Below are 21,602 nucleotides of genomic sequence, written 5' to 3'. Positions count from 1 at the left end.
TGTTGATGGAATGATTGAATTCCTGAAATACAATCTTCAATTAGGGTGGCACCGCGAGATAAGCTCTCGTCCCTTGTATACAAGTACAAGAGACGAGAGCTTTTTTATTTTCCTTAATTGTAAGTGCAATAGCTTTTTGATACATATTCGTTTTAAAGGAGGTTTTACCCATGAAAGTGCAAATTCCACGTGGGACACAAGATATTCTTCCAAGTGATGTAAGGACTTGGCAGTGGATTGAAGAAAAAGTAAAAGAAATTACAAAAAAATATCGCTATGAGGAAATACGGACTCCGATTTTTGAACATACAGAGATTTTTACAAGAGGGGTTGGCGATACAACAGATATTGTCCAAAAGGAAATGTACTCCTTTCAAGACCGTGGTGGAAGAGATATAACATTACGACCAGAAGGAACAGCAGCAGTCGTTCGTTCCTATGTAGAAAAGAAAATGTATGGTGATCCAAATCAACCGATGAAATTATATTATTTAGGACCAATGTTTCGCTATGAGCGTCCACAATCCGGTCGTTTTCGTCAATTTGTTCAGTTTGGCGTAGAGGCACTTGGAAGCAATGATCCGGCAATTGATGCAGAAGTAATTGCATTAGCATTAGATGTATACAAGAGTGCGGGGTTGAAAAATTTAAAACTAGTCATTAATAGTCTAGGGGACAAGGAAAGCAGGATTTCTCACCGTCAAGCACTTATTGATCATTTTAAACCGAGCATTCATGAATTTTGTTCCGATTGTCAAAACCGTTTAGAAAAGAATCCATTACGTATTTTAGATTGTAAAGTCGATCGCGAACATCCGCTTATGGGAAGTGCACCTTCAATTTTGGAATTTTTAAATGAAGAATCTAAAGCATATTTTGGAAAAGTTTGCAGTTATTTAGATGATTTGCAAATTGACTATGAAATCGACTCAACATTAGTTCGAGGATTAGATTATTATAATCATACAACCTTTGAAATAATGAGCTCTGCTAGTGGTTTTGGAGCAATTACAACATTATGTGGTGGCGGTCGCTACAATGGTTTAGTAGAAGAGTTCGGTGGACCGGAAACACCTGGAATTGGATTTGCTTTAAGTATCGAGCGCCTTATTGCAGCATTGGAAGCGGAAGGAATCGAACTCGATACATCTGATGCATTAGATCTTTATATTGTTACATTAGGTGAGGAAGCAAAAGACTATTCTGTGAAATTATTAAATGCAGTTCGCCAAGCTGGTTTTACAGCAGATCGAGATTATACCGATCGGAAAATAAAAGCGCAATTAAAATCAGCGGACCGATTAAATGCTAGATTTGTTGTTATTTTAGGTGAAGATGAGCTAAATAAGGGCATTGTTCAAGTGAAAGAAATGAATACAGGGGAACAAAAAGAAGTAGAGATTTCCTCATTTGTACAGCAATTTACACAGTTATTTGAATAAGAGGAGGATGGACAAATGTTTGGCAGAACCTATTATTGTGGAGAAATTACAGAAATAAATGTTGGTGAATCCGTAGCGCTAAAAGGGTGGGTACAAAAGCGGAGAGATCTGGGTGGATTAATTTTTATTGACTTAAGAGATCGCTCAGGATTAGTACAACTCGTGTTTAATCCAGATGTATCAACAGAAGCATTAAAAATTGCAGAATCAATTCGTAGCGAATATGTTATTGATGTAAAAGGTACGGTAGTCCTTCGTGCAGAAGGTACAGAAAATGCTAAATTAAAAACAGGTAAAATCGAAATTAAATGTGAAGAAGTTTCGATATTGAATGAATCGAAAACACCACCGTTTATTATTGAAAATGATTCGGACGTAACCGAAGAAATGCGATTGAAATATCGTTATTTAGATTTACGTCGTCCAGTGATGTATGAAACATTAAAATTGCGTCACAAAACAGTAAAAGCAATGCGTGATTTTCTTGACGATGCAGGATTTTTAGAAGTGGAAACACCGATTTTAACGAAAAGTACGCCAGAAGGGGCAAGGGATTATCTTGTTCCTAGTAGAGTACATCCGGGAGAATTTTATGCATTACCACAAAGCCCACAAATATTTAAACAGTTATTGATGGTAAGTGGAATGGATCGTTACTTCCAGGTTGCTCGTTGTTTCCGTGACGAAGATTTACGTGCAGATAGACAACCAGAATTCACTCAAATTGATATGGAAATGAGCTTCATGAGCCAAGAAGAAATTATTGGGCTTATGGAGGAAATGATGCAAACAGTGATGGAAAAAGTAAAAGGCATTAAACTTGCAACTCCATTCCCACGCCTGACCTATGCAGAGGCAATGGCAAGATATGGCTCTGATAAGCCTGATACAAGATTCGGACTTGAATTAGTAGATATATCCGAAGTAGTAGAAAAATCTGGCTTCAAAGTATTTGCTAATGCTGTTGCAAATGGTGGACAAGTAAAGGCGATTAATGTAAAAGGTAGTGCTAGTGCCTATTCAAGAAAAGATATCGATGCATTAACAGAATATGTTAATCGTTATGGTGCAAAAGGTTTGGCATGGTTAAAAGTTACTGCAGAAGGCTTAACTGGTCCGATTGCGAAATTCTTTAATGAAGAAGAAGCTGGCCAACTAATGTCTGTACTACAAGCAGAAGCTGATGATTTACTATTATTTGTGGCAGATAAGAAGTCTGTAGTTGCTGATGCGTTAGGAGCTCTACGCTCGAAATTAGGAAGGGATTTACAGCTTATTGATGAGTCCAAATTTAATTTCCTTTGGGTAACCGATTGGCCATTATTAGAATATGACGAAGAAGATGGTCGCTATTATGCTGCACACCATCCATTCACAATGCCACAACGAGAAGATTTACCATTATTAGAAACTGATCCTAGTAATGTAAAAGCACAAGCCTATGACCTTGTTCTAAACGGCTATGAGCTTGGCGGTGGATCATTACGTATATTTGAAAGAAATATTCAAGAAAAAATGTTTAACGTACTTGGATTTACCGATGAACAAGCACGTGAACAATTCGGATTTTTAATGGATGCATTTGACTATGGAACACCGCCACATGGTGGTATTGCATTAGGATTAGACCGATTAGTTATGCTTTTAGCAGGTAGAACGAATTTACGTGATACGATTGCATTTCCGAAGACAGCAAGTGCTAGTGATATTTTGACAAATGCACCGAGTGAAGTAAGCACAGCACAATTAGATGAATTAAAACTAACGGTAAAACAGCTACCAAATAAGCAATAATTACCAGCCTGTTCCGCTTGAAAAGAAAACGAATTTCATGCTATTATGTAGTCAATCAAGAGAGTCCTGATGTGTTAGTTGTCCTACCGAGTTTTGACCGAACATGTTAGCCTTCGGGAGTTTGCCGTGTCTAAGTGGCGCAAATGCCTCTATACATGTGGACTTGCAAAATTTAGACCAAAACACCCACCTGCAAATTCGCGGGATCAAAACAAAGGCGAAAAACGACGGCACGATTGGGACTCTCTGCTTTACCGAAGTCTTTTGGTTAAACCATTTTACTTTCTTTTTATGTGTTTATGGAGAAATCATTACATGTGAGGCTTAGATTAACATCTAAGCTTTTTTATTTACCTATTAAAATAATTGAAAACAAAAGCATTTGGAAAAAATCTACTCATTTCTAAATGATTATGATATATTTTTTAATGCTTAGAAAAAAATTTTATATAAAATAGCAAGGGTGTGGACTTATCATGTTACATCAATTTTCACGTAATGAATTAGCGTTAGGAAAAGAAGGCTTAGAGTTATTAAAGAATTCAACTGTTCTTGTGCTTGGTATTGGTGGCGTAGGTTCGTTTTCTGCGGAGGCTCTCGCAAGATCTGGAGTTGGTCGTTTAATTTTAATTGATAAAGATGTAGTCGATATTACAAATGTTAATAGACAAATTATTGCATTACTCTCTACAATTGGGAGACCAAAAGTAGAAATTATGAAGGAGCGGATTGCCGATATTAATCCTGATTGTGAAGTAATCGCATTAAAAATGTTTTATACAGAGGAAAATTACGAAGAAATTTTTGCCTATGGCATTGATTTTGTTGTGGATGCATCTGATACGATTTCATATAAAACACATATTATGAAGGAATGTTTGAAACGTAATATTCCGATAATTTCTAGCATGGGTGCTGCAAATAAAATGGATCCAACACGTTTTCAAATTGCCGACATTTCTAAAACACATACCGATCCAATCGCTCGTGTGATTCGTCAACAATTAAAACGAGACAAAATTAAAAAAGGTATTCCAGTTGTCTTTTCTGATGAAAGCCCAATTGTTATTCGGGAAGACGTAAGACAAGTTGTAGGGAATGATAATGCAGAAATTCGCAAGGCGAAAATGCCACCGTCCTCTAATGCATTCGTTCCTTCTGTAGTAGGGTTAATTATGGCCTCCTATGTCGTTCGAGAGATCACAAAAGATATTATGATTCAACGAGTAAAGCCTGAATAAAAAATGAAAAAAGGATTGCTAGTTTTTAAATACTAGTCAATCCTTTTTATATTGATTAATTTTCTCATATACTTGACCGAGTGCGATTTCGAATTTTCCTGATTTTTTAGGTTGAAAATATTTTTTCCCACGTAGTGAATCAGGAAGGTATTGCTGATCTACCCAGCTACCTTCATAATCATGTGGATATTTATAATCGACACCTCTTCCCAGTGCCTTTGCTCCTTGATAATGGGAATCCTTAAGGTGGTCGGGTATTTCACCGCTTAAACCTTTTTCGAGATCTGCTAGTGCTGCATCGATGGCGGTTATTGCGGAATTTGATTTTGGAGATAAACAAAGCTCGATGACTGCATTTGCCAGTGGGATTCGTGCTTCTGGAAATCCAATTCTTTCCGCTGTTTGAATAGCTGCAAATGTACGAAAAGCAGCTTGAGGATTGGCAAGCCCAATATCCTCGTATGCGATAACTAACAGTCGCCTACTTATGCTGGGCAAATCTCCAGCACTGATTAATCTTCCTAAATAATGGAGTGCTGCATTCACATCACTACCACGAATTGATTTTTGGAAGGCAGAAATGGCATCGTAATGGCCATCCCCATCTTTATCAAAGGAAAAGCTTTTCTTTTGAATACATTCTTCTGCAATTTGAACGGTTATATGGATTATCCCATTTTCGTTTACTTCCGTTGAGCGGACGGCAAGCTCCAAAGCATTTAATGCACTTCGCACATCGCCTGCCGTTGTACTTGCTAAATGGTGGATAGCTTCATCTGATATCTCGACATTATCATTTCCTAAACCGCGTTCCTTATCTTCCAAGGCACGACGTAAAGCGATTTTTATATGTTCAGGTTCTAGCGGTTTTAATTCAAATATTTGGCAGCGGCTACGTATCGCTGGGTTAATGACATGATAAGGGTTGCCCGTCGTTGCACCGATTAAGACGATCATTCCATTTTCTAAATACGGCAATAGAAAGTCTTGCTTTGCCTTGTCTAAACGATGGACTTCATCGAGAAGTAAAATTACCTTTCCGCTCATTTTTGCCTCTGCAGCAACAATTTCCATATCTTTTTTATTATTCGTTACAGCATTAAGCATCCGAAATGCATATTCTGTACTGCCAGCGATGGCACTAGCAATCGAAGTTTTCCCGACTCCTGGAGGACCATATAGAATCATGGACGATAGCATTTTTGCTTTTACCATCCGTTGGATTATTTTTCCCTCTCCAACGAGATGTTCCTGACCGATGATTTCTTCAATTTTTCTAGGTCGCATGCGAAATGCTAATGGTTTTATACTCATGGTCATTCCCTCTTTTTAACAGTCTCTTTACCATATAATCTAGCATAATTTCTGAAAGATAAAAAGCTGGAAGTAATTAACCTTTTTATTATAGAAGCAGAGAAGCGGGCGAATCTATCTGCTTGCCCTTGTAGTTAATCATATCAAAATATGCTATAATGCTTAAGGTTGAGAATGATACGTATATACATTTTCGGGAGATAATTCTATTTATATATTCATGTTTGAAAAGAGGTGTTTCAATGAAAATTTCTACAAAGGGTCGATATGGACTAACGATTATGATTGAATTAGCAAAGAAATTCGGGGAAGGACCAGTTCCGTTGAAGTCGATTGCAAAAGCGAATGATCTGTCGGAGCATTATTTAGAGCAAATAGTTTCTCCACTTCGAAATGCAGGTCTTGTAAAAAGTATTCGCGGGGCATATGGTGGCTATGTTTTGGCAAGAGAACCAAAAGCTATTACTTCTGGAGATATCATTCGTGTGTTAGAAGGTCCCCTTCAATTAGTAGAGGGAATTGAAGATGAGGAGCCAGCAAAAAGAGAACTATGGATTCGAATTCGTAATGCAATAAAAAATGTGTTAGAAAACACGACATTAGATGATTTAGCGAAACATTCGGATGATAATAGTGCAGAAGAAGGCTATATGTTTTACATTTAATTCATTTTTATATAAACTGTTTATCACTGTGATAAAAGTCGATACTATAAATAAAATGGTAGGACAAATAATAGTATTTTTTAATAAAGGCTGTGCTTGTAATCGTTTGTTAATATCACATGAAGCAAACGGAAAAAATAGTACCCATCGTATTTACAAAAAGGAAGCTTTTAAACAGCCTAAATAAAGTAGGTGCAATTTATTCATGGAAAAAATTTATGTTGATCATGCAGCGACATCGCCAATGCATCCTGAAGTAATTAAAGTAATGACGGATTTAATGCCAAAGTTTTATGGGAATCCTTCCAGTATTCACCATTTTGGACGTGAGGCAAGACATATTGTTGATCAAGCGCGAACAACTGCTGCGAAATCGATTCACGCCGATTTTACAGAAATTATTTTTACGAGTGGTGGTACCGAAGCAGATAATTTAGCGCTAATTGGTACAGCAACGGCCAATGAAAATAGAGGTAAGCATATTATTACAACTCAAATCGAACATCATGCCGTGCTTAATACATGTAAGTTTTTAGAAAAAAACGGTTTTGAAATAGAGTATTTACCGGTTGACCAGTATGGGATTGTCCGAATGGAAGATTTGAAAAAAGCATTGCGAGATGACACTATTCTTGTGTCGGTAATGTTCGCCAATAATGAAGTTGGCTCGATTCAACCAATCGCGGAAATCGGACAATTGCTAAAAAATCATCCGGCTTATTTTCATACAGATGCCGTACAAGCATATGGTGTTATACCGATAAATGTACAAGAAATGGGTATTGATATGCTATCGGTATCCGCACATAAATTGAATGGACCAAAAGGAATTGGCTTTTTATATGTGAAAAACGGAACAAAAATGACACCACATCTTTATGGTGGGGAACAAGAGCGAAAACGAAGAGCGGGCACAGAAAATGTTCCGGCAATTGCAGGATTTGCGAAAGCAATTTCCGAAAGTTTGCGAACACAGACTGAAAAGATTAATCGTTATAAGCAATTTAAAGCGAGATTTATTGAAATATTGACGGAAGAGGCAATCGATTTCCGAGTTCATGGATTAGCAGAACATACGCTACCACATGTCGTAAATATTAGTTTTACTGGTATCAATGTGGAACAAATGTTAGTGAACTTAGATTTAGAAGGCATTGCAGCATCCAGTGGTTCTGCATGTACAGCAGGATCTTTAGAACCAAGTCATGTACTACGGGCAATGTTTGGTAGTGATTCAAGTGAGCTTTATAATTCCATTCGTTTTAGCTTTGGTTTTGGAAATTCACTCGAACAAATCGAAACAGTAGCACGCAAAACGGCAAAAATCGTGAAACGGTTAACAAATAATTAAGGTTGGAGGTGTTACATTTGAAGGAACCGAGAGACACTCGTGTAGTAGTAGGAATGAGTGGTGGTGTAGATTCTTCGGTAGCAGCATATTTGTTAAAGCAACAAGGATACGAAGTTATCGGTATTTTTATGAAAAACTGGGACGATACTGATGAGTTTGGAGTTTGTACGGCTACAGAAGATTACGAAGATGTTATTCGCGTATGTAATCAAATTGGCATACCTTATTATGCGGTTAATTTTGAAAAAGAATATTGGGATAAGGTCTTTACTTATTTTTTAGATGAATATAAAGCAGGAAGAACACCGAATCCAGATGTAATGTGTAATAAGGAAATTAAATTTAAAGCATTTTTAGACCATGCGCTAAAGCTTGGTGCAGACTATTTAGCTACAGGTCATTATGCACAAGTGAAGCTAATGGATGGTGAATATAAAATGCTTCGTGGGAAAGATGAAAATAAGGATCAAACATATTTCTTAAATCAACTATCACAAGAGCAAATTTCAAAGGTAATGTTTCCAATTGGTCATCTTGATAAAAAGGATGTGCGGGAAATTGCGAAAGAAGCTGGTCTTGCTACTGCAACGAAAAAGGATAGTACTGGTATTTGTTTTATTGGCGAGCGCAATTTCAAAGAGTTTTTAGGACAATATTTACCTGCTCAACCTGGAAGAATGGAAACATTAACTGGGGAATTAAAAGGAAAACATGAAGGGTTAATGTACTACACGATTGGTCAAAGACATGGTCTTGGTATTGGTGGTCAAGGAGACCCATGGTTTGTCGTTGGGAAGGATTTAGAAAGAAATGTACTACTAGTTGGTCAAGGCTATGATAATGATGCGCTTTATTCGGATGAAATTATTGCAACGGATATTAGCTGGACAACGGAAAATATGCCAATGCAAGATTTTGCTTGTACAGCGAAATTCCGGTATCGCCAACCAGATAATGGTGTAAAGGTACAATTTCTTGATGGTAATCGCGTAAAGGTGATTTTTGATCAACCAATTCGTGCGGTAACCCCAGGACAAGCAGTTGTTTTCTATAAAGGAGAAGAATGTCTTGGTGGCGGTACAATTGATCAGATTTTTAAAAATGGAAGTAAATTAGAATATGTAGGCTAATATATAGGATCAGTGTTTTGCAGGAAATCTGTAAAAATGCTGATCCTATTATCCATTTTTGCCTATTTTATATATAATAGATGTGAGAGTAATAATAAGGCTGTATTTGCTAATTTAGTATAAAGCAACAATCTTAATAACAGTAAAATAGAGGAATTGATTATGGATACGAAAGAGATGAATTTATTAAAATCAGGTAATATTGAAGAAGCGGCACAGGTTTTGTTGGAAAAAATAGAGGGAGAACCAAAGAATCCTATCCATTATATAAATTTAGGAAATTTATTCGCCATAATAAAGGATTTTGATAAAGCAATTGTGCTTTTTGAAAAGGCCATTTCGTTAGATGAATCGGCTGCTTCTGCTTATTATGGAATAGGAAATGTCTATTATCAGATTCAACAATATCAACTCGCTGTCCAATACTTAGAACGTGCACTGGCATTTGTGAAAGATGATGCAGATACTTATTTTATGTTAGGTATGTCGATTGTTCAATTAGGACAAGATCGGCTTGCCCTACCGTATTTGCAACGAGCGGTAGAACTGAAGGAGACCGATAGTGAAGCACATTTTCAATATGGTTTATGCTTAGCGAAATCGGGACTTTTAGAAACAGCAATTCACGAATTTGAAAAAACGATTCATCAAAATACAAAGCATGCTGATGCTTACTATAATTTAGGAGCAGCCTTTTTCAAATTAGACGAGCTTCAGAAGGCAAGACAATATTTCGAAAGAGCGGTGCAACTAGAGCCTGCACATTTATTAGCAATTAAAGGGTTAAAAATGCTTGAGGAAGAAAATTAATGTAGGGGAGGGGGAAATCCAATGGTAGAATCACAGCAAGCTTTTATTAAGGGAAGACATATTGTCACGATATTTCATAATGAAACTAATTTATATACTGTGTTAAGAATTCGGGTGGAGGATTGTAGTGAAGATTTTCAAGAGAAAGAGGCAGTGATTACAGGATATTTCCCCCGTATACACGAAGAAGAATCTTATACCTTTTATGGGGAATTTCAAGAGCACCCAAGATATGGGAAACAATTTCAAACAACACATTTCCAACAAGAATTGCCACAAACGAAGCAAGGAGTTATTCAATATTTATCGAGCGATTTGTTCAAAGGAATTGGTAAAAAAACTGCAGAAAGTATTGTCGAGGTTTTAGGTGAAAATGCAATTTCACGGATATTGGCATCCCCATCCTTGCTAGATACTGTACCAAAACTCTCCCCAGAAAAGGCAAAGGAGCTCTATGAGGCGTTACTTGAACATCAAGGCTTAGAAAAGATTTTAGTGCAATTAAATCAATATGGATTTGGTCCGCAATTATCGATGCGCATTTATCAAAGCTATAAGGAAGAAACGTTACACATTATTGAGAAAAATCCGTATCGCCTGGTCGAAGATGTCGAGGGAATTGGTTTTGGTAGAGCAGATGAGTTGGGCTCTAAATTAGGAATACAAGGAAATCATCCCGATCGAATCAAAGCAGGCTGTCTCTATAAACTGGAAGTGGAAAGTTTGAATGAGGGCCACTCTTTTTTACTTAAAGACCATTTAATCAATGAAGTAAAGAAATTACTAGAATCTAAACAACCGATTCAAATAGATAGCAATGCGATTGCTTATGAAATATTAAAGCTGGAAGAAGAGAAAAAACTAGTCGTGGAGGAAAATCGTGTGTATATGCCCTCCGTCTATTACTCAGAAAAAGGGCTAGTAAATAATATTAAGCGAATTCTTTCACAAAAGGAATATAAAGATCAATTTCCAGAATCAGAGTTTCTACTTGCATTAGGTTCTTTAGAAGAAAGATTAAGTATTGAATATGCACCATCTCAGCGGGAAGCGATTCAAAAAGCATTAACATCGCCAATGCTTATTTTAACAGGTGGTCCGGGAACAGGGAAAACAACGGTTATTAAGGGGATAGTTGAGCTATATAGTGAGCTTCACGGTTGTTCACTGGATCCGAAAGATTATAAAAGGGATGAAGTTTTTCCATTTCTTTTAGCGGCACCGACGGGGAGAGCGGCGAAAAGAATGAGTGAATCAACAGGACTCCCTGCCGTAACGATCCATAGACTGCTAGGCTGGAATGGAACAGAATCGTTTGATTATCACGAAGATAACCCAATTGAAGGAAAAATTATCATCATCGATGAAATGTCTATGGTCGATATTTGGTTAGCACATAATTTATTCAAAGCATTACCTGAGCATATGCAAGTAATTGTAGTAGGTGATGAGGATCAATTGCCATCAGTTGGACCAGGTCAAGTGTTAAAGGATTTATTAGCATCTGAGCGAATCCCTACTGTTCGATTAACAGATATTTACCGACAAGAAAATGGCTCCTCCATTATTGATTTAGCCCATTCGATTAAAAATGGGAAGGTTCCAAGTAATTTATTGGAACAGCAAAAGGATCGATCCTTTATTCCTTGTTCAACGGGTCAAATGAGCGAGGTTGTGAAGCAAATAGTGACACACGCAATAAAGAAGGGATATTCGAAAAAGGATATTCAAGTTTTAGCGCCAATGTATCGTGGTCCTGCGGGTGTGGATCAATTAAACATAATGTTACAGGAAATATTAAATGGAAACCCCGATGGTCGGAAACGTGAATTGACATTTGGTGATATTGTGTATCGGGTCGGTGATAAAATATTACAGCTAGTCAATCAGCCAGAGAAAAATATTTTCAATGGGGATATGGGGGAAATTGTTGCTATTTTCTTTGCAAAAGAAAATGAAGAGAAACAAGATCAATTAATTGTTTCTTTTGATGGAAATGAAATTACCTATACGAGACAAGACTTAAATCAAATTACGTTAGCATACTGCTGTAGTATTCACAAGTCACAGGGAAGTGAATTTCCTGTCGTCCTATTGCCAATTGTAAAAAGCTATTATCGTATGCTTCGGAGAAATCTCTTATATACGGCGGTTACAAGAAGTAAGGAAAAATTGATATTATGCGGAGAAATGGATGCATTTCAAATGGCAGTCAATCGTACTGATGATAATAGCCGTAACACGACATTAAAGGATAGAATTGTAGAATCTATCACAAATATGAATGTTAACGAGAAAAATGTAGCGGACGAAGCTGCTAATACCGAACAATTCCCGTTTGAAGAGCTTTTAATGAAAACAGATCCAATGATTGGAATGTCAAATATCAGTCCATTTGATTTTATGGAAGGTTGATTGGTAGATTTTTATAATTTTTTGTATAAAGGTTTAAATTTTGTCAATTTGGGCACAATTTTTAGTGATCTTAAATATTTTAATATGTGAAAAACAGGAGATCTAAAGAGGTGCAAACAAATGATTGTGGCGTGTCCTAATTGTCGAAGCAAAGATGTAGGGAAAATCGGAATAAATCAGTATTATTGCTGGAATTGTTATATAGAGCTTACGATCAGTAAAGGAATCATTTATACCCATCAAGTGGAAGAGGATGGCTCATTATCCTCCTTAGATGATTTATTTTCCGAAGAAGAACGACGCTTTAATGCATAAGCATGCTTCGTCGTTTTTTTTATGTCCATTATTAATCATTAGCTATCTTCGTATATTTTACGTATTACCTTCCAAACTAATGAACATGGAGGGAGAATGATGGATATTAAAGTAAAGTGGTTTTATCGATTAGGCTTTTTATTGCTTCTATTTGTCGTTATTTTTATTTTTTTAAAGCTAAAGCCATTTTGGCATCCGATTCTCCATGTAGTATTAACTACCTTATTTCCATTTGTGGTGGCTGCGTTTATTGCATATTTACTGCGACCGTTAGTAGAAAAGCTCCATCGAAATGGGTTACAAAAATGGTTAAGTGTTCTAATTATTTACATATTATTTTTTGTTGGTTTTGGGTTTGCTATTTATAAAGGGATTCCAATTTTTGTCCATCAGTTAAAGGACCTTTCGGAGAATGTTCCAGGATTAATGAAGCAATATGATAAATGGGCGATATTTGTCGAGGAAAAAACGAAAAATTGGCCGTTTGGGTTACAAGGACAAATTGATAAAGGCATGCATGCCGTCAATAATGGTATTGAGCATCTCGTAGAAAGAATATTAAATATTATATTTTGGGTGCTAGATAAGTTCTTTTTGTTACTTTTAATACCATTTATCGCTTTTTACATGCTTAAGGATAGTAATTATTTGTATCAAGTGTTTTGGAAGATGATCCCTGGGAAATGGCGTAGTGAAATGCAGTTATTTATTTTAAAAGTAGATGAATCATTAGGAAATTATATTCGGGGACAGCTAATTGTTTGTGGAACGATTGGGACCGTCTCTGCTTGTTTATTTTGGTTAATTAAGCTTAAATATCCATTACTTCTCGGCTCCATCGTTGGAGCAACAAATGTAATACCTTATTTCGGTCCAATTATCGGTGCAATCCCGGCAGTAATAATTGCTGCCACGATATCGAATAAATTGGTGATCTATGTCGTCTTAATTATATTTGTTCTCCAATTTTTAGAAAGCAATGTCCTCTCTCCTTTTATTGTAGGAAAAAGCTTGCGAATGCATCCACTATTAATTATGTTCTCGATTTTAATTGGTGGAGAAATTTGTGGCATAACCGGACTTATTTTAGCTGTACCTGTAGTGGCCATTATTAAAACAGGGATTATTCAAGGGCATCAGCTATTTGTAAAAAAACAAACGCTCGAAGAGAATGGAAACAATACATCATAAGAAATCTAATTTGACAAAATTACCAATCATGAATATAATCCATGTATATATTACTATACGGAAAATACATTGAAGGATCGAGTATGTTATTACTTATCTACGTGCGTTTTGCATTAAGAGAGGAATTCCTTGGCTGAAAGAATTCTAGATGGAGGGTAACAGAAGGCTAATCCCGAGTGCAGTTAAACACTGCCGTGAGACCACGTTACGGTTTTGAGTGATGAAAGGATAACGAATTTTTACTTTCATAATCAGGGTGGTACCACGGAAAAGCGCTTCGTCCCTGCTTTTGGGATGAGGGGCTTTTTTTATTGTCTTTTCCATGTATTTTCAAAAATCAATCAACAGGAAGTAATTAATTGCTTATTTTTTCTATTTAAATCGTATGGAAAATGGTAATAAATGAAGTAGGAGGAAAAGGACAAATGAAATCATTAACCGGTGCAGAAATTCGTCGTATGTATTTAGATTTCTTTCAAGAAAAAGGGCATAAAATTGAGCCAAGTGCGTCATTAATTCCACATGATGATCCATCATTACTATGGATTAATAGTGGTGTAGCAACATTAAAAAAATACTTTGATGGCAGAGTAGTTCCAGAAAATCCACGGATTACGAATGCACAAAAATCCATTCGTACGAATGATATCGAAAATGTTGGGAAAACAGCACGACATCATACTTTTTTTGAGATGCTTGGAAACTTTTCTATTGGGGATTATTTTAAAGAAGAAGCAATTTTATGGGCTTGGGAATTTTTAACTAGTCCAAATTGGATTGGCTTTGAACCGGAAAAATTATCGGTTACTATACATCCGGAGGATCAAGAAGCATATGAAATTTGGCATAAGCAAGTAGGTATTCCAAAGGAACGGATTATTCGCTTGGAAGGAAACTTCTGGGATATTGGGGAAGGACCGAGTGGACCAAACTCAGAAATTTTTTATGATCGTGGACCAGAATTTGGTAATGATCCGAATGATTCAGAATTATATCCAGGTGGAGAAAATGATCGCTATTTAGAAGTATGGAATCTAGTATTTTCTCAATTTAACCATAATCCTGACGGTACGTATACACCACTTCCAAAGAAAAACATTGATACTGGAATGGGTCTAGAAAGAATGGCATCTGTTATTCAACATGCGAAAACGAATTTTGATACTGATTTATTCTTACCGATTATTGGAAAAACGGAAGAAATTAGTGGAGAAAAATATGGTGTGACAGATGAAAAGGATGAGGCTTTCAAAGTAATTGCGGACCATATTCGGACAGTAACGTTTGCAGTAGCTGATGGTGCACTTCCTTCAAATGAAGGACGCGGTTATGTATTAAGAAGATTACTAAGAAGAGCCGTTCGTTATGCAAAAAAAATTAATATTGAACGACCATTTATGCATGAACTAGTTCCAGTGGTTGGGCAAATAATGGTAGAGTATTACCCGAACGTACAAGAGAAAACGGAGTTTATTCAAAAAGTAGTGAAAAATGAAGAAGAGCGATTCCATGAAACGTTAAATGATGGACTTGCAATTTTATCAGAAGTAATGAAAAAAGCGAAAGAAACGGGTAGTGATACAATCGATGGCAAGGATGTTTTCCGCTTGTATGACACATATGGTTTCCCTGTAGAGCTAACAGAGGAATATGCATTAGACGAAGGTCTTAAAGTTGATTACTCTGGATTTGAGGCAGAAATGGAAATGCAGCGTGAGCGAGCAAGAAAGGCTCGTCAAGACGTAGACTCCATGCAAATTCAAGGTGGAGATATCGGGAATGTGAAAGTGGAAAGTAATTTTGTCGGTTATGACCAACTAGAAGTGGAAGCAACAATTGAAGCGGTATTAGTGGAAGGAAAGATTGTCCAAACAGCAACGAAAGGACAAGAGGTTCAATTCATCCTTGATCAAACACCATTTTATGCAGAAAGTGGTGGACAAATTGCAGACCGTGGCGAAATCACTGCAACTGGTGTAAAGCTATTCGTGCTTGATGTACAAAAAGCACCAAATGGGCAAAACCTACATCGAGCAGTTATTGAAGAAGGAACAATCGAAACTGGTCTGAAAGTAAATGCGAAGGTTTATGAAAGCAATCGTCTACAAATTACAAGAAACCATACTGCAACCCATTTACTACATCAAGCATTAAAAGATGTTCTAGGTATTCATGTAAACCAAGCTGGGTCATTAGTAGAACCAGATCGTTTACGCTTTGATTTCTCACATTTTGGACAGGTTACAGAAGAAGAACTAGATCGAATCGAAAAAATTGTAAATGAAAAGATTTGGGAAAGTCTCGCTGTAGATATTAGTTACAAACCAATTGCAGAAGCTAAGGCAATGGGTGCAATGGCATTATTTGGTGAAAAATATGGCGACATTGTCCGTGTAGTTAGAATAGGTAAATATTCTCTAGAGCTTTGCGGTGGCTGTCATGTACCAAATACATCGGTCATTGGTTTATTTAAACTAATTTCGGAAACTGGTATTGGTGCAGGAACTCGAAGAATTGAAGCTGTTACTGGGGAAAAAGCATATCAATTTATGAATGATCAATTATATCTATTAAAAGCAGTAACTAATAAATTAAAAACAAATTCGAAGGATGTTTTATCTAGAATTGATTCTCTTTATCAAGAAATAAAGGAATTGCAAAGAGAAAATGAGTCCTATGCTACAAAATTAAGTAATGCAGAAGCAAATTCTTTAATGGATCAAGTCATTCAAGTGGACGGTGTGAATGTATTAACTAGCCATGTACATGTGACAGATTCCAACCAATTACGAACAATGCTAGACGAAATAAAGCAAAAACTAGTATCAGGTGTCATTGTTTTGGCAACAACAGAAGAAGATAAGGTTCAATTTATTGCTGGTGTAACGAAAGATTTAACTAATAAATACCATGCTGGACAATTAGTGAAAGAAGTAGCTAGTATTTGTGGTGGTGGCGGCGGTGGTCGCCCGGATATGGCACAAGCAGGTGGAAAAGATCCAAATAAATTGAATGAAGCACTCGACTTTGTAAAAGAATGGGTAAAAAAGATTTCATAAAGAATCTATGTGTTGTACAATAAGGATAATAAGTCAAAAATGTCCCAATTGACGAATGGAGGTGCTTTTTCCTATGAGTTCACTTGATAAAACGATGCAATTTCATTTTCCAGAGGAGCCTATTGAGCAAGAAGTAAAAGAAGTCGTGTTCCAAGTTTTCAGTGCATTAGAGGAAAAGGGGTATAACCCAATCAACCAAATTGTCGGATATTTACTTTCAGGTGACCCAGCATATATACCGAGACATAAAGATGCAAGAAACATTATCCGGAAGCTGGAACGTGATGAAATTATTGAGGAGTTAGTAAAATCATATTTACAACACCATCGAAAGGAACGTTAAATGCGGGTATTAGGATTAGATGTAGGCTCAAAGACTATTGGAGTCGCAGTTAGTGACGAATTAGGCTGGACGGCACAAGGTGTAAAAACCATAGTAATAGATGAGGAAAGAAATCAATTTGGGATTTCAGAAATAGAAGCAATTGTTAAAGAGTATGGTGTAGAAAAAGTAGTAGTCGGTTTGCCGAAGAATATGAATGGGACGATTGGACCACGTGGAGAAGCGAGTCAAAAATTCGCCAAAATGCTAGAAAAAAAGGTACAGCTACCGGTTATTCTATGGGACGAGCGACTTTCGACAGTGGCGGCAGAACGAGTGCTTCTAGAAGCAGATATTAGCCGGAAAAAGCGGAAAAAAGTTATAGATAAAATGGCAGCTGTAATGATCCTCCAAGGATTTTTAGATAGCCAAATGTAAATCTATCTTTTCGATAAATAAACAAATATGCATATAGTAATGCATCAAATATTGGAGGTTTTTTAAATGGAACATGGTGAAAATAATATTACAGTAATAGACGAGCAAGGAAATGAACAACTTTGCGAAATTTTATTTACTTTTGAATCCGAAGAGTTTGGTAAATCATATGTATTATACTATCCAATCGGTGCAGATGAAGACGAAGATGGAGAAATCGACATCCATGCATCAAGCTTCATCCCTGGAGAAGAATCTGGCGAATTAATGCCAATCGAATCCGACGAAGAATGGGATTTAATCGAAGAAATGCTAGAAACATTTTTAGCGGAAGATGAAGAAGAATAAAATCATCGAATCATAAAATAAAAAACTGACGGAGGGCATGTAGAAATACGCGCCTTCCAGTCAGTTTTTTTTAGGTCGTAATACTTCTTTTTATTCATGGAAACAATCACATTGAACGCATTATAAGGAAGTTATAATGATTAGAACGAGTCATTTACATATTTCCATCTTCAGGTTATATTCCTATCGTAAGCAATAAATAGGATTTTGTATTTTTTGCAAAATAACAACAAATAGTTTCCGCCATTTAGGTATGATATAGTATAATGGTGCAGAAAAGGATTTTTTTTGTCGATAAATCATTCATTCGTACTTTCTTCCTATGAAAGGAGATATTAATGGGGAATAAAGATAAGCAGAATCAAATGAAACAACAAATATTAGAAGAAAAATATAAAGAAGCAAAAATTACCCGTCGGATTGTTTTTATCACGACAATTGTTCTCTTCTTGTTAGTTTCCGGAATACTAACGGGTACGTATTTGTATATTAGTGCTGCATTAAAACCTGTAGATGCTAATAGCAATAAAGATATATCGGTAGAAATACCACTAGGCTCAGGAATCTCTACAATCGCAAATATTTTAGAGGACAAGCACGTAATCAAAGATGCAAAGGTATTTAAATATTACGTGAAATTTAAAAATGAAGCCGAATTTCAAGCAGGAACATACGCATTATCACCTTCGATGACCTTAGATGAAATCATTCAAAGCTTAAAAACCGGGAAGGTATACAAGGATGCAAAAATAGCAATTACCGTACCAGAAGGATTAAATTTGAAGGAAATAGTAGCAATAGTGTCAAAAGCAACTGGCTATTCTGAAACAGAATTAATGAACACCTTAAATGATGAAAAATTTATTCAGTCCATGATTGATAAATATCCAAATCTGCTTACCGATGAAGTATTCCAGGAAAATATTAAATACCCGTTAGAAGGATATTTATTCCCTGCTACTTATTCTTATGTGGAGGAAAAGCCTGCAATTGAAGAAATTTTTGAGCCGATGATTGAAAAGACAGATTCCATCGTAGCTAAATATATGCCGGATATTAAGAATAAAAAGATGACCGTTCATACCTTTTTAACAATGTCATCACTTATTGAGGAAGAAGCAACGGAAGATACCGATCGAAAAACGATCGCAAGTGTATTTTACAATCGGATGGATATTGGCATGCCACTTCAAACGGATCCTACAGTAATTTATGCATATGGAGAGCATAAGGATCGTTTATACTTCACAGACTACGAAATTGATGATCCATACAATACGTATGTCATCCAAGGCTTACCTCCTGGTCCAATTGCAAATGCAGGGGAAAGCTCGTTTGAAGCAACACTATATCCGAAAAACACTAAGTTCTATTATTTCTTAGCAACCGACTCTGGCGATGTATTATTTTCAGAGACGCTAGAAGAGCATAATAAAAAATATGATGAATATATCGGGAACTAATTTTCACAATACATTTTGATAAAATATCGCTTTTTTATTTCCTTTATGGTAAAATAATTCAAGTGTTTTTTACTGGTACAAGTGTCATTAAAAGGACCTATTTTCTAAATATGTCCTTTATAATGACTCTTTTTTCATGAATATAGAGTGTTTTTGTATGTATTTTCATTGAAGGAGATTCCAACTCGATGATGAATGAAAAATTATTGGATTATTTGTATGAAAAAATCCCTAAACGGTCTCCTCTATTTGAAGAAATGGAACAATATGCCAAAGAAGAGCATGTGCCGATTATGGACCCATATAGTATGGAAACATTGCTTTTGCTTTTACAATTGTACAAGCCAAAAGCTATTTTAGAAATTGGTGCTGCGATTGGCTATTCTGCTTTGCGAATGGCTAGCCGAACAGATGCCAAAATTGTCACCGTTGAACGTGATGAAAAACGCATTTCGGATGCGAAAAAATTTATTAATCAGGCAAATAAAGCAGATCAAATTGTCCTATTAGAAGGGGACGCATTTGACCTTGTAGATCAGGTGGCAGCATATGCACCGTTTGATTGTATGTTTATTGATGCAGCTAAAGGTCAGTATCAGCGATTTTTTGAAGCATTTGAGCCGTATATGGCAGAATCCCATGTGATTATTACCGATAATGTTTTATTCCGGGGATTTGTGTATAATGGACAATATGAAAACAAAAGATTAGCGAATTTAGCGAAGAAAATAGACCAATACAATCATTGGCTAATTACTAACCAAGCCTATCAAACAGTAATTTTACCTGTTGGTGATGGAATGGCGATTAGTATAAAAAAATAGATGTAATAGTACAACTTGAAAGGAGAACGAGTATGCAGCCAAGACCTGTAGTTATAGGGGTAGCTGGCGGATCAGGATCAGGCAAAACGAGTGTAACAAGATCTATATGTGAACGCTTCGGAGAGCAATCGATTGTAATGATTGAGCAAGATGCTTATTATAAAGATCAAAGCGAAAAATCATTTGAGGAAAGATTGCAAACAAATTATGATCACCCACTTGCTTTTGATAATGATTTATTAATTTCCCATATAGAACAGTTACAGCAATATAAACCGATTGAAAAACCAGTATATGATTACACCATTCATACGCGTTCGAAAGATGTAATTCCAGTTGAACCAAAAAAAGTTATCATTTTAGAAGGTATATTAGTATTAGAAGATGAAAGATTGCGCAATTTAATGGATATTAAACTATTTGTTGATACTGATGCTGACTTACGAATTATTAGACGATTACTTCGTGATACGAAGGAACGTGGACGTTCGATGGACTCTGTTATCGATCAATATGTATCTGTAGTTAGACCGATGCATAATCAGTTTATTGAGCCAACGAAGCGATATGCAGACGTAATTATTCCTGAAGGTGGGAAAAATGCGGTTGCGATTGACTTAATGGTAACTAAAATTCAAACTATTCTTGAACAAAAGTCATTTTTGTGACACAATATCATAAATAATTGTAATGAATACTTTCATTTATTATAAATTATAATCCGTTTCGTTTAGTACCAGTTAAATAAATCATTACCAATGAACCTCTCACTATGAACAAATACTAGTTCATAGTGAGTATTAAACAGAAGGAAACGGAAGAAAATAAGAAGGAGTGGAATATGATGGTGGCTGAAAAACAATATCCAATGACAAAAGAAGGAAAAGAAAAAATAGAATTAGAATTAGAACAACTGAAAACGGTTAAACGTAAAGAAGTTGTAGAACGAATAAAAATTGCTCGAAGCTTCGGTGATTTATCTGAAAACTCAGAGTATGATTCTGCAAAAGAGGAACAAGCCTTTGTTGAGGGAAGAATTGCGCTTTTAGAAAAAATGATTCGCAATGCGGTAATTATTGAAGATGATACTGCTAATTCTGATACTGTCACATTAGGAAAAACGGTAACTTTTATTGAATTACCAGATGGTGAAGAAGAATCCTATACAATTGTAGGTAGTGCAGAAGCAGATCCATTTGAAGGAAAAATTTCGAATGATTCTCCAATCGCGAAAAGCTTAATGGGCAAAAAAATTGGAGATAAAGTGAATGTTCAAACTCCAGGTGGAGAAATTTCCGTGAAAATTGTAGCAGTAAAATAAATACATATTGAATAATAACCACAGTCACATGATGCAGCCAATGGATAGTTAAAATCTTTTGTTGGGGAAGCATTGTAGTGACTGTGGTATTTTTTTTGCAATATTCTCGCAAAACTACACGATTAAAAGCCCCTGATATCGTCAACAATGGTAAGGGGT

19 protein-coding genes, 1 other RNA gene and 2 other annotated features (1 of these 22 cut by a window edge) are annotated in these 21,602 nt (G+C 36.1%); of the genes, 19 read left to right on the top strand and 1 reads right to left on the bottom strand.

Going from position 1 to position 21,602, the window contains the following annotated elements; all coding sequences use genetic code 11:
- Positions 1-77, top strand: a binding site (T-box leader); it begins 228 nt to the left of the window's first position.
- A gap of 93 nt (positions 78-170) precedes the next feature.
- The 4 genes from hisS (at position 171) to OEV98_RS10425 (ending at position 4,477) form a co-directional block, all read left to right on the top strand.
- Positions 171-1,442: a histidine--tRNA ligase gene (gene hisS, locus OEV98_RS10440; protein WP_263073215.1), complete on the top strand. Its 1,272-nt coding sequence runs from the start codon at positions 171-173 to the stop codon at positions 1,440-1,442.
- 15 nt (positions 1,443-1,457) lie between these two features.
- A complete protein-coding gene (gene aspS / locus OEV98_RS10435) occupies positions 1,458-3,236 on the top strand; it encodes an aspartate--tRNA ligase (RefSeq protein WP_263073214.1) in 1,779 nt (592 codons plus the stop codon).
- Between the two features lie 60 nt (positions 3,237-3,296).
- A non-coding RNA gene (ssrS, locus tag OEV98_RS10430) (6S RNA) lies at positions 3,297-3,483 on the top strand.
- A gap of 229 nt (positions 3,484-3,712) precedes the next feature.
- Complete coding sequence (locus OEV98_RS10425) at positions 3,713-4,477, top strand: tRNA threonylcarbamoyladenosine dehydratase (protein WP_263073213.1); 765 nt, start codon at positions 3,713-3,715, stop codon at positions 4,475-4,477.
- Between the two features lie 36 nt (positions 4,478-4,513).
- On the opposite strand, the gene OEV98_RS10420 is transcribed toward OEV98_RS10425, so the two are convergent.
- The gene (locus tag OEV98_RS10420) at positions 4,514-5,791 is read right to left on the bottom strand and encodes a replication-associated recombination protein A (RefSeq protein WP_263073212.1); all 1,278 of its coding nucleotides are present in this window, start codon (positions 5,789-5,791) and stop codon (positions 4,514-4,516) included.
- 242 nt (positions 5,792-6,033) lie between these two features.
- Here OEV98_RS10420 and cymR point away from each other — a divergent pair, with 242 nt between their 5' ends.
- The 15 genes from cymR to greA all read left to right on the top strand — a co-directional run bounded on the left by cymR (position 6,034) and on the right by greA (position 21,443).
- Entirely contained in the window at positions 6,034-6,456 is a 423-nt protein-coding gene (gene cymR, locus OEV98_RS10415; RefSeq protein WP_263073211.1) for a cysteine metabolism transcriptional regulator CymR, read from the top strand.
- Positions 6,457-6,661: 205 nt separating this feature from the next.
- A complete protein-coding gene (locus tag OEV98_RS10410) occupies positions 6,662-7,807 on the top strand; it encodes a cysteine desulfurase family protein (protein ID WP_263073210.1) in 1,146 nt (381 codons plus the stop codon).
- A 17-nt stretch (positions 7,808-7,824) separates the two neighbouring features.
- Positions 7,825-8,937 (top strand): tRNA 2-thiouridine(34) synthase MnmA, encoded by a 1,113-nt coding sequence (gene mnmA, locus OEV98_RS10405; RefSeq protein ID WP_263073209.1) that lies wholly within the window; start codon positions 7,825-7,827, stop codon positions 8,935-8,937.
- 162 nt (positions 8,938-9,099) lie between these two features.
- On the top strand, positions 9,100-9,747 hold the full coding sequence (locus OEV98_RS10400) for a tetratricopeptide repeat protein (RefSeq protein ID WP_263073208.1): 648 nt from the start codon (positions 9,100-9,102) through the stop codon (positions 9,745-9,747).
- 21 nt (positions 9,748-9,768) lie between these two features.
- Positions 9,769-12,162 (top strand): SF1B family DNA helicase RecD2, encoded by a 2,394-nt coding sequence (gene recD2, locus OEV98_RS10395; protein WP_263073207.1) that lies wholly within the window; start codon positions 9,769-9,771, stop codon positions 12,160-12,162.
- Positions 12,163-12,285: 123 nt separating this feature from the next.
- Positions 12,286-12,477, top strand: coding sequence for a hypothetical protein (locus tag OEV98_RS10390; protein ID WP_263073569.1), 192 nt, complete (start codon positions 12,286-12,288; stop codon positions 12,475-12,477).
- A gap of 99 nt (positions 12,478-12,576) precedes the next feature.
- Complete coding sequence (locus tag OEV98_RS10385) at positions 12,577-13,668, top strand: AI-2E family transporter (RefSeq protein WP_263073206.1); 1,092 nt, start codon at positions 12,577-12,579, stop codon at positions 13,666-13,668.
- Positions 13,669-13,728: 60 nt separating this feature from the next.
- Positions 13,729-13,956: a binding site (T-box leader), on the top strand.
- Positions 13,957-14,093: 137 nt separating this feature from the next.
- On the top strand, positions 14,094-16,727 hold the full coding sequence (gene alaS, locus OEV98_RS10380; protein WP_263073205.1) for an alanine--tRNA ligase: 2,634 nt from the start codon (positions 14,094-14,096) through the stop codon (positions 16,725-16,727).
- Positions 16,728-16,800: 73 nt separating this feature from the next.
- A complete protein-coding gene (locus OEV98_RS10375; protein WP_263073204.1) occupies positions 16,801-17,070 on the top strand; it encodes an IreB family regulatory phosphoprotein in 270 nt (89 codons plus the stop codon).
- A complete protein-coding gene (gene ruvX, locus OEV98_RS10370; protein ID WP_263073203.1) occupies positions 17,071-17,487 on the top strand; it encodes a Holliday junction resolvase RuvX in 417 nt (138 codons plus the stop codon).
- Between the two features lie 66 nt (positions 17,488-17,553).
- The gene (locus OEV98_RS10365; protein ID WP_263073202.1) at positions 17,554-17,835 is read left to right on the top strand and encodes a DUF1292 domain-containing protein; all 282 of its coding nucleotides are present in this window, start codon (positions 17,554-17,556) and stop codon (positions 17,833-17,835) included.
- Between the two features lie 338 nt (positions 17,836-18,173).
- Positions 18,174-19,298: an endolytic transglycosylase MltG gene (gene mltG / locus OEV98_RS10360; RefSeq protein WP_263073201.1), complete on the top strand. Its 1,125-nt coding sequence runs from the start codon at positions 18,174-18,176 to the stop codon at positions 19,296-19,298.
- Positions 19,299-19,486: 188 nt separating this feature from the next.
- Complete coding sequence (locus tag OEV98_RS10355; RefSeq protein ID WP_263073200.1) at positions 19,487-20,122, top strand: O-methyltransferase; 636 nt, start codon at positions 19,487-19,489, stop codon at positions 20,120-20,122.
- Positions 20,123-20,154: 32 nt separating this feature from the next.
- Positions 20,155-20,790: a uridine kinase gene (gene udk, locus OEV98_RS10350; RefSeq protein ID WP_263073199.1), complete on the top strand. Its 636-nt coding sequence runs from the start codon at positions 20,155-20,157 to the stop codon at positions 20,788-20,790.
- A 176-nt stretch (positions 20,791-20,966) separates the two neighbouring features.
- Complete coding sequence (gene greA / locus OEV98_RS10345) at positions 20,967-21,443, top strand: transcription elongation factor GreA (protein ID WP_263073198.1); 477 nt, start codon at positions 20,967-20,969, stop codon at positions 21,441-21,443.
- The last annotated feature ends 159 nt before the right edge of the window (positions 21,444-21,602 follow it).

Source organism: Perspicuibacillus lycopersici (genome assembly GCF_025660475.1).
Taxonomy (GTDB): Bacteria; Bacillota; Bacilli; order Bacillales; family Caldibacillaceae; genus Perspicuibacillus; species Perspicuibacillus lycopersici.
The sequence above is the reverse complement of the archived record's forward strand: the minus strand, read 5'-3'. Positions and strand labels throughout refer to the sequence as shown.

Bases quoted from the DNA above. Each gene is read 5' to 3' on its own strand.
- ruvX (WP_263073203.1), top strand. From the start codon at position 17,071: ATGCGGGTATTAGGATTAGATGTAGGCTCAAAGACTATTGGAGTCGCA.
- cymR (WP_263073211.1), top strand. From the start codon at position 6,034: ATGAAAATTTCTACAAAGGGTCGATATGGACTAACGATTATGATTGAA.
- OEV98_RS10365 (WP_263073202.1), top strand. From the start codon at position 17,554: ATGGAACATGGTGAAAATAATATTACAGTAATAGACGAGCAAGGAAAT.
- OEV98_RS10400 (WP_263073208.1), top strand. From the start codon at position 9,100: ATGGATACGAAAGAGATGAATTTATTAAAATCAGGTAATATTGAAGAA.
- OEV98_RS10425 (WP_263073213.1), top strand. From the start codon at position 3,713: ATGTTACATCAATTTTCACGTAATGAATTAGCGTTAGGAAAAGAAGGC.
- alaS (WP_263073205.1), top strand. From the start codon at position 14,094: ATGAAATCATTAACCGGTGCAGAAATTCGTCGTATGTATTTAGATTTC.
- hisS (WP_263073215.1), top strand. From the start codon at position 171: ATGAAAGTGCAAATTCCACGTGGGACACAAGATATTCTTCCAAGTGAT.
- aspS (WP_263073214.1), top strand. From the start codon at position 1,458: ATGTTTGGCAGAACCTATTATTGTGGAGAAATTACAGAAATAAATGTT.
- OEV98_RS10385 (WP_263073206.1), top strand. From the start codon at position 12,577: ATGGATATTAAAGTAAAGTGGTTTTATCGATTAGGCTTTTTATTGCTT.
- OEV98_RS10375 (WP_263073204.1), top strand. From the start codon at position 16,801: ATGAGTTCACTTGATAAAACGATGCAATTTCATTTTCCAGAGGAGCCT.
- OEV98_RS10420 (WP_263073212.1), bottom strand. From the start codon at position 5,791: ATGAGTATAAAACCATTAGCATTTCGCATGCGACCTAGAAAAATTGAA.
- mltG (WP_263073201.1), top strand. From the start codon at position 18,174: ATGGGGAATAAAGATAAGCAGAATCAAATGAAACAACAAATATTAGAA.
- recD2 (WP_263073207.1), top strand. From the start codon at position 9,769: ATGGTAGAATCACAGCAAGCTTTTATTAAGGGAAGACATATTGTCACG.
- udk (WP_263073199.1), top strand. From the start codon at position 20,155: ATGCAGCCAAGACCTGTAGTTATAGGGGTAGCTGGCGGATCAGGATCA.
- greA (WP_263073198.1), top strand. From the start codon at position 20,967: ATGGTGGCTGAAAAACAATATCCAATGACAAAAGAAGGAAAAGAAAAA.
- OEV98_RS10410 (WP_263073210.1), top strand. From the start codon at position 6,662: ATGGAAAAAATTTATGTTGATCATGCAGCGACATCGCCAATGCATCCT.
- OEV98_RS10355 (WP_263073200.1), top strand. From the start codon at position 19,487: ATGATGAATGAAAAATTATTGGATTATTTGTATGAAAAAATCCCTAAA.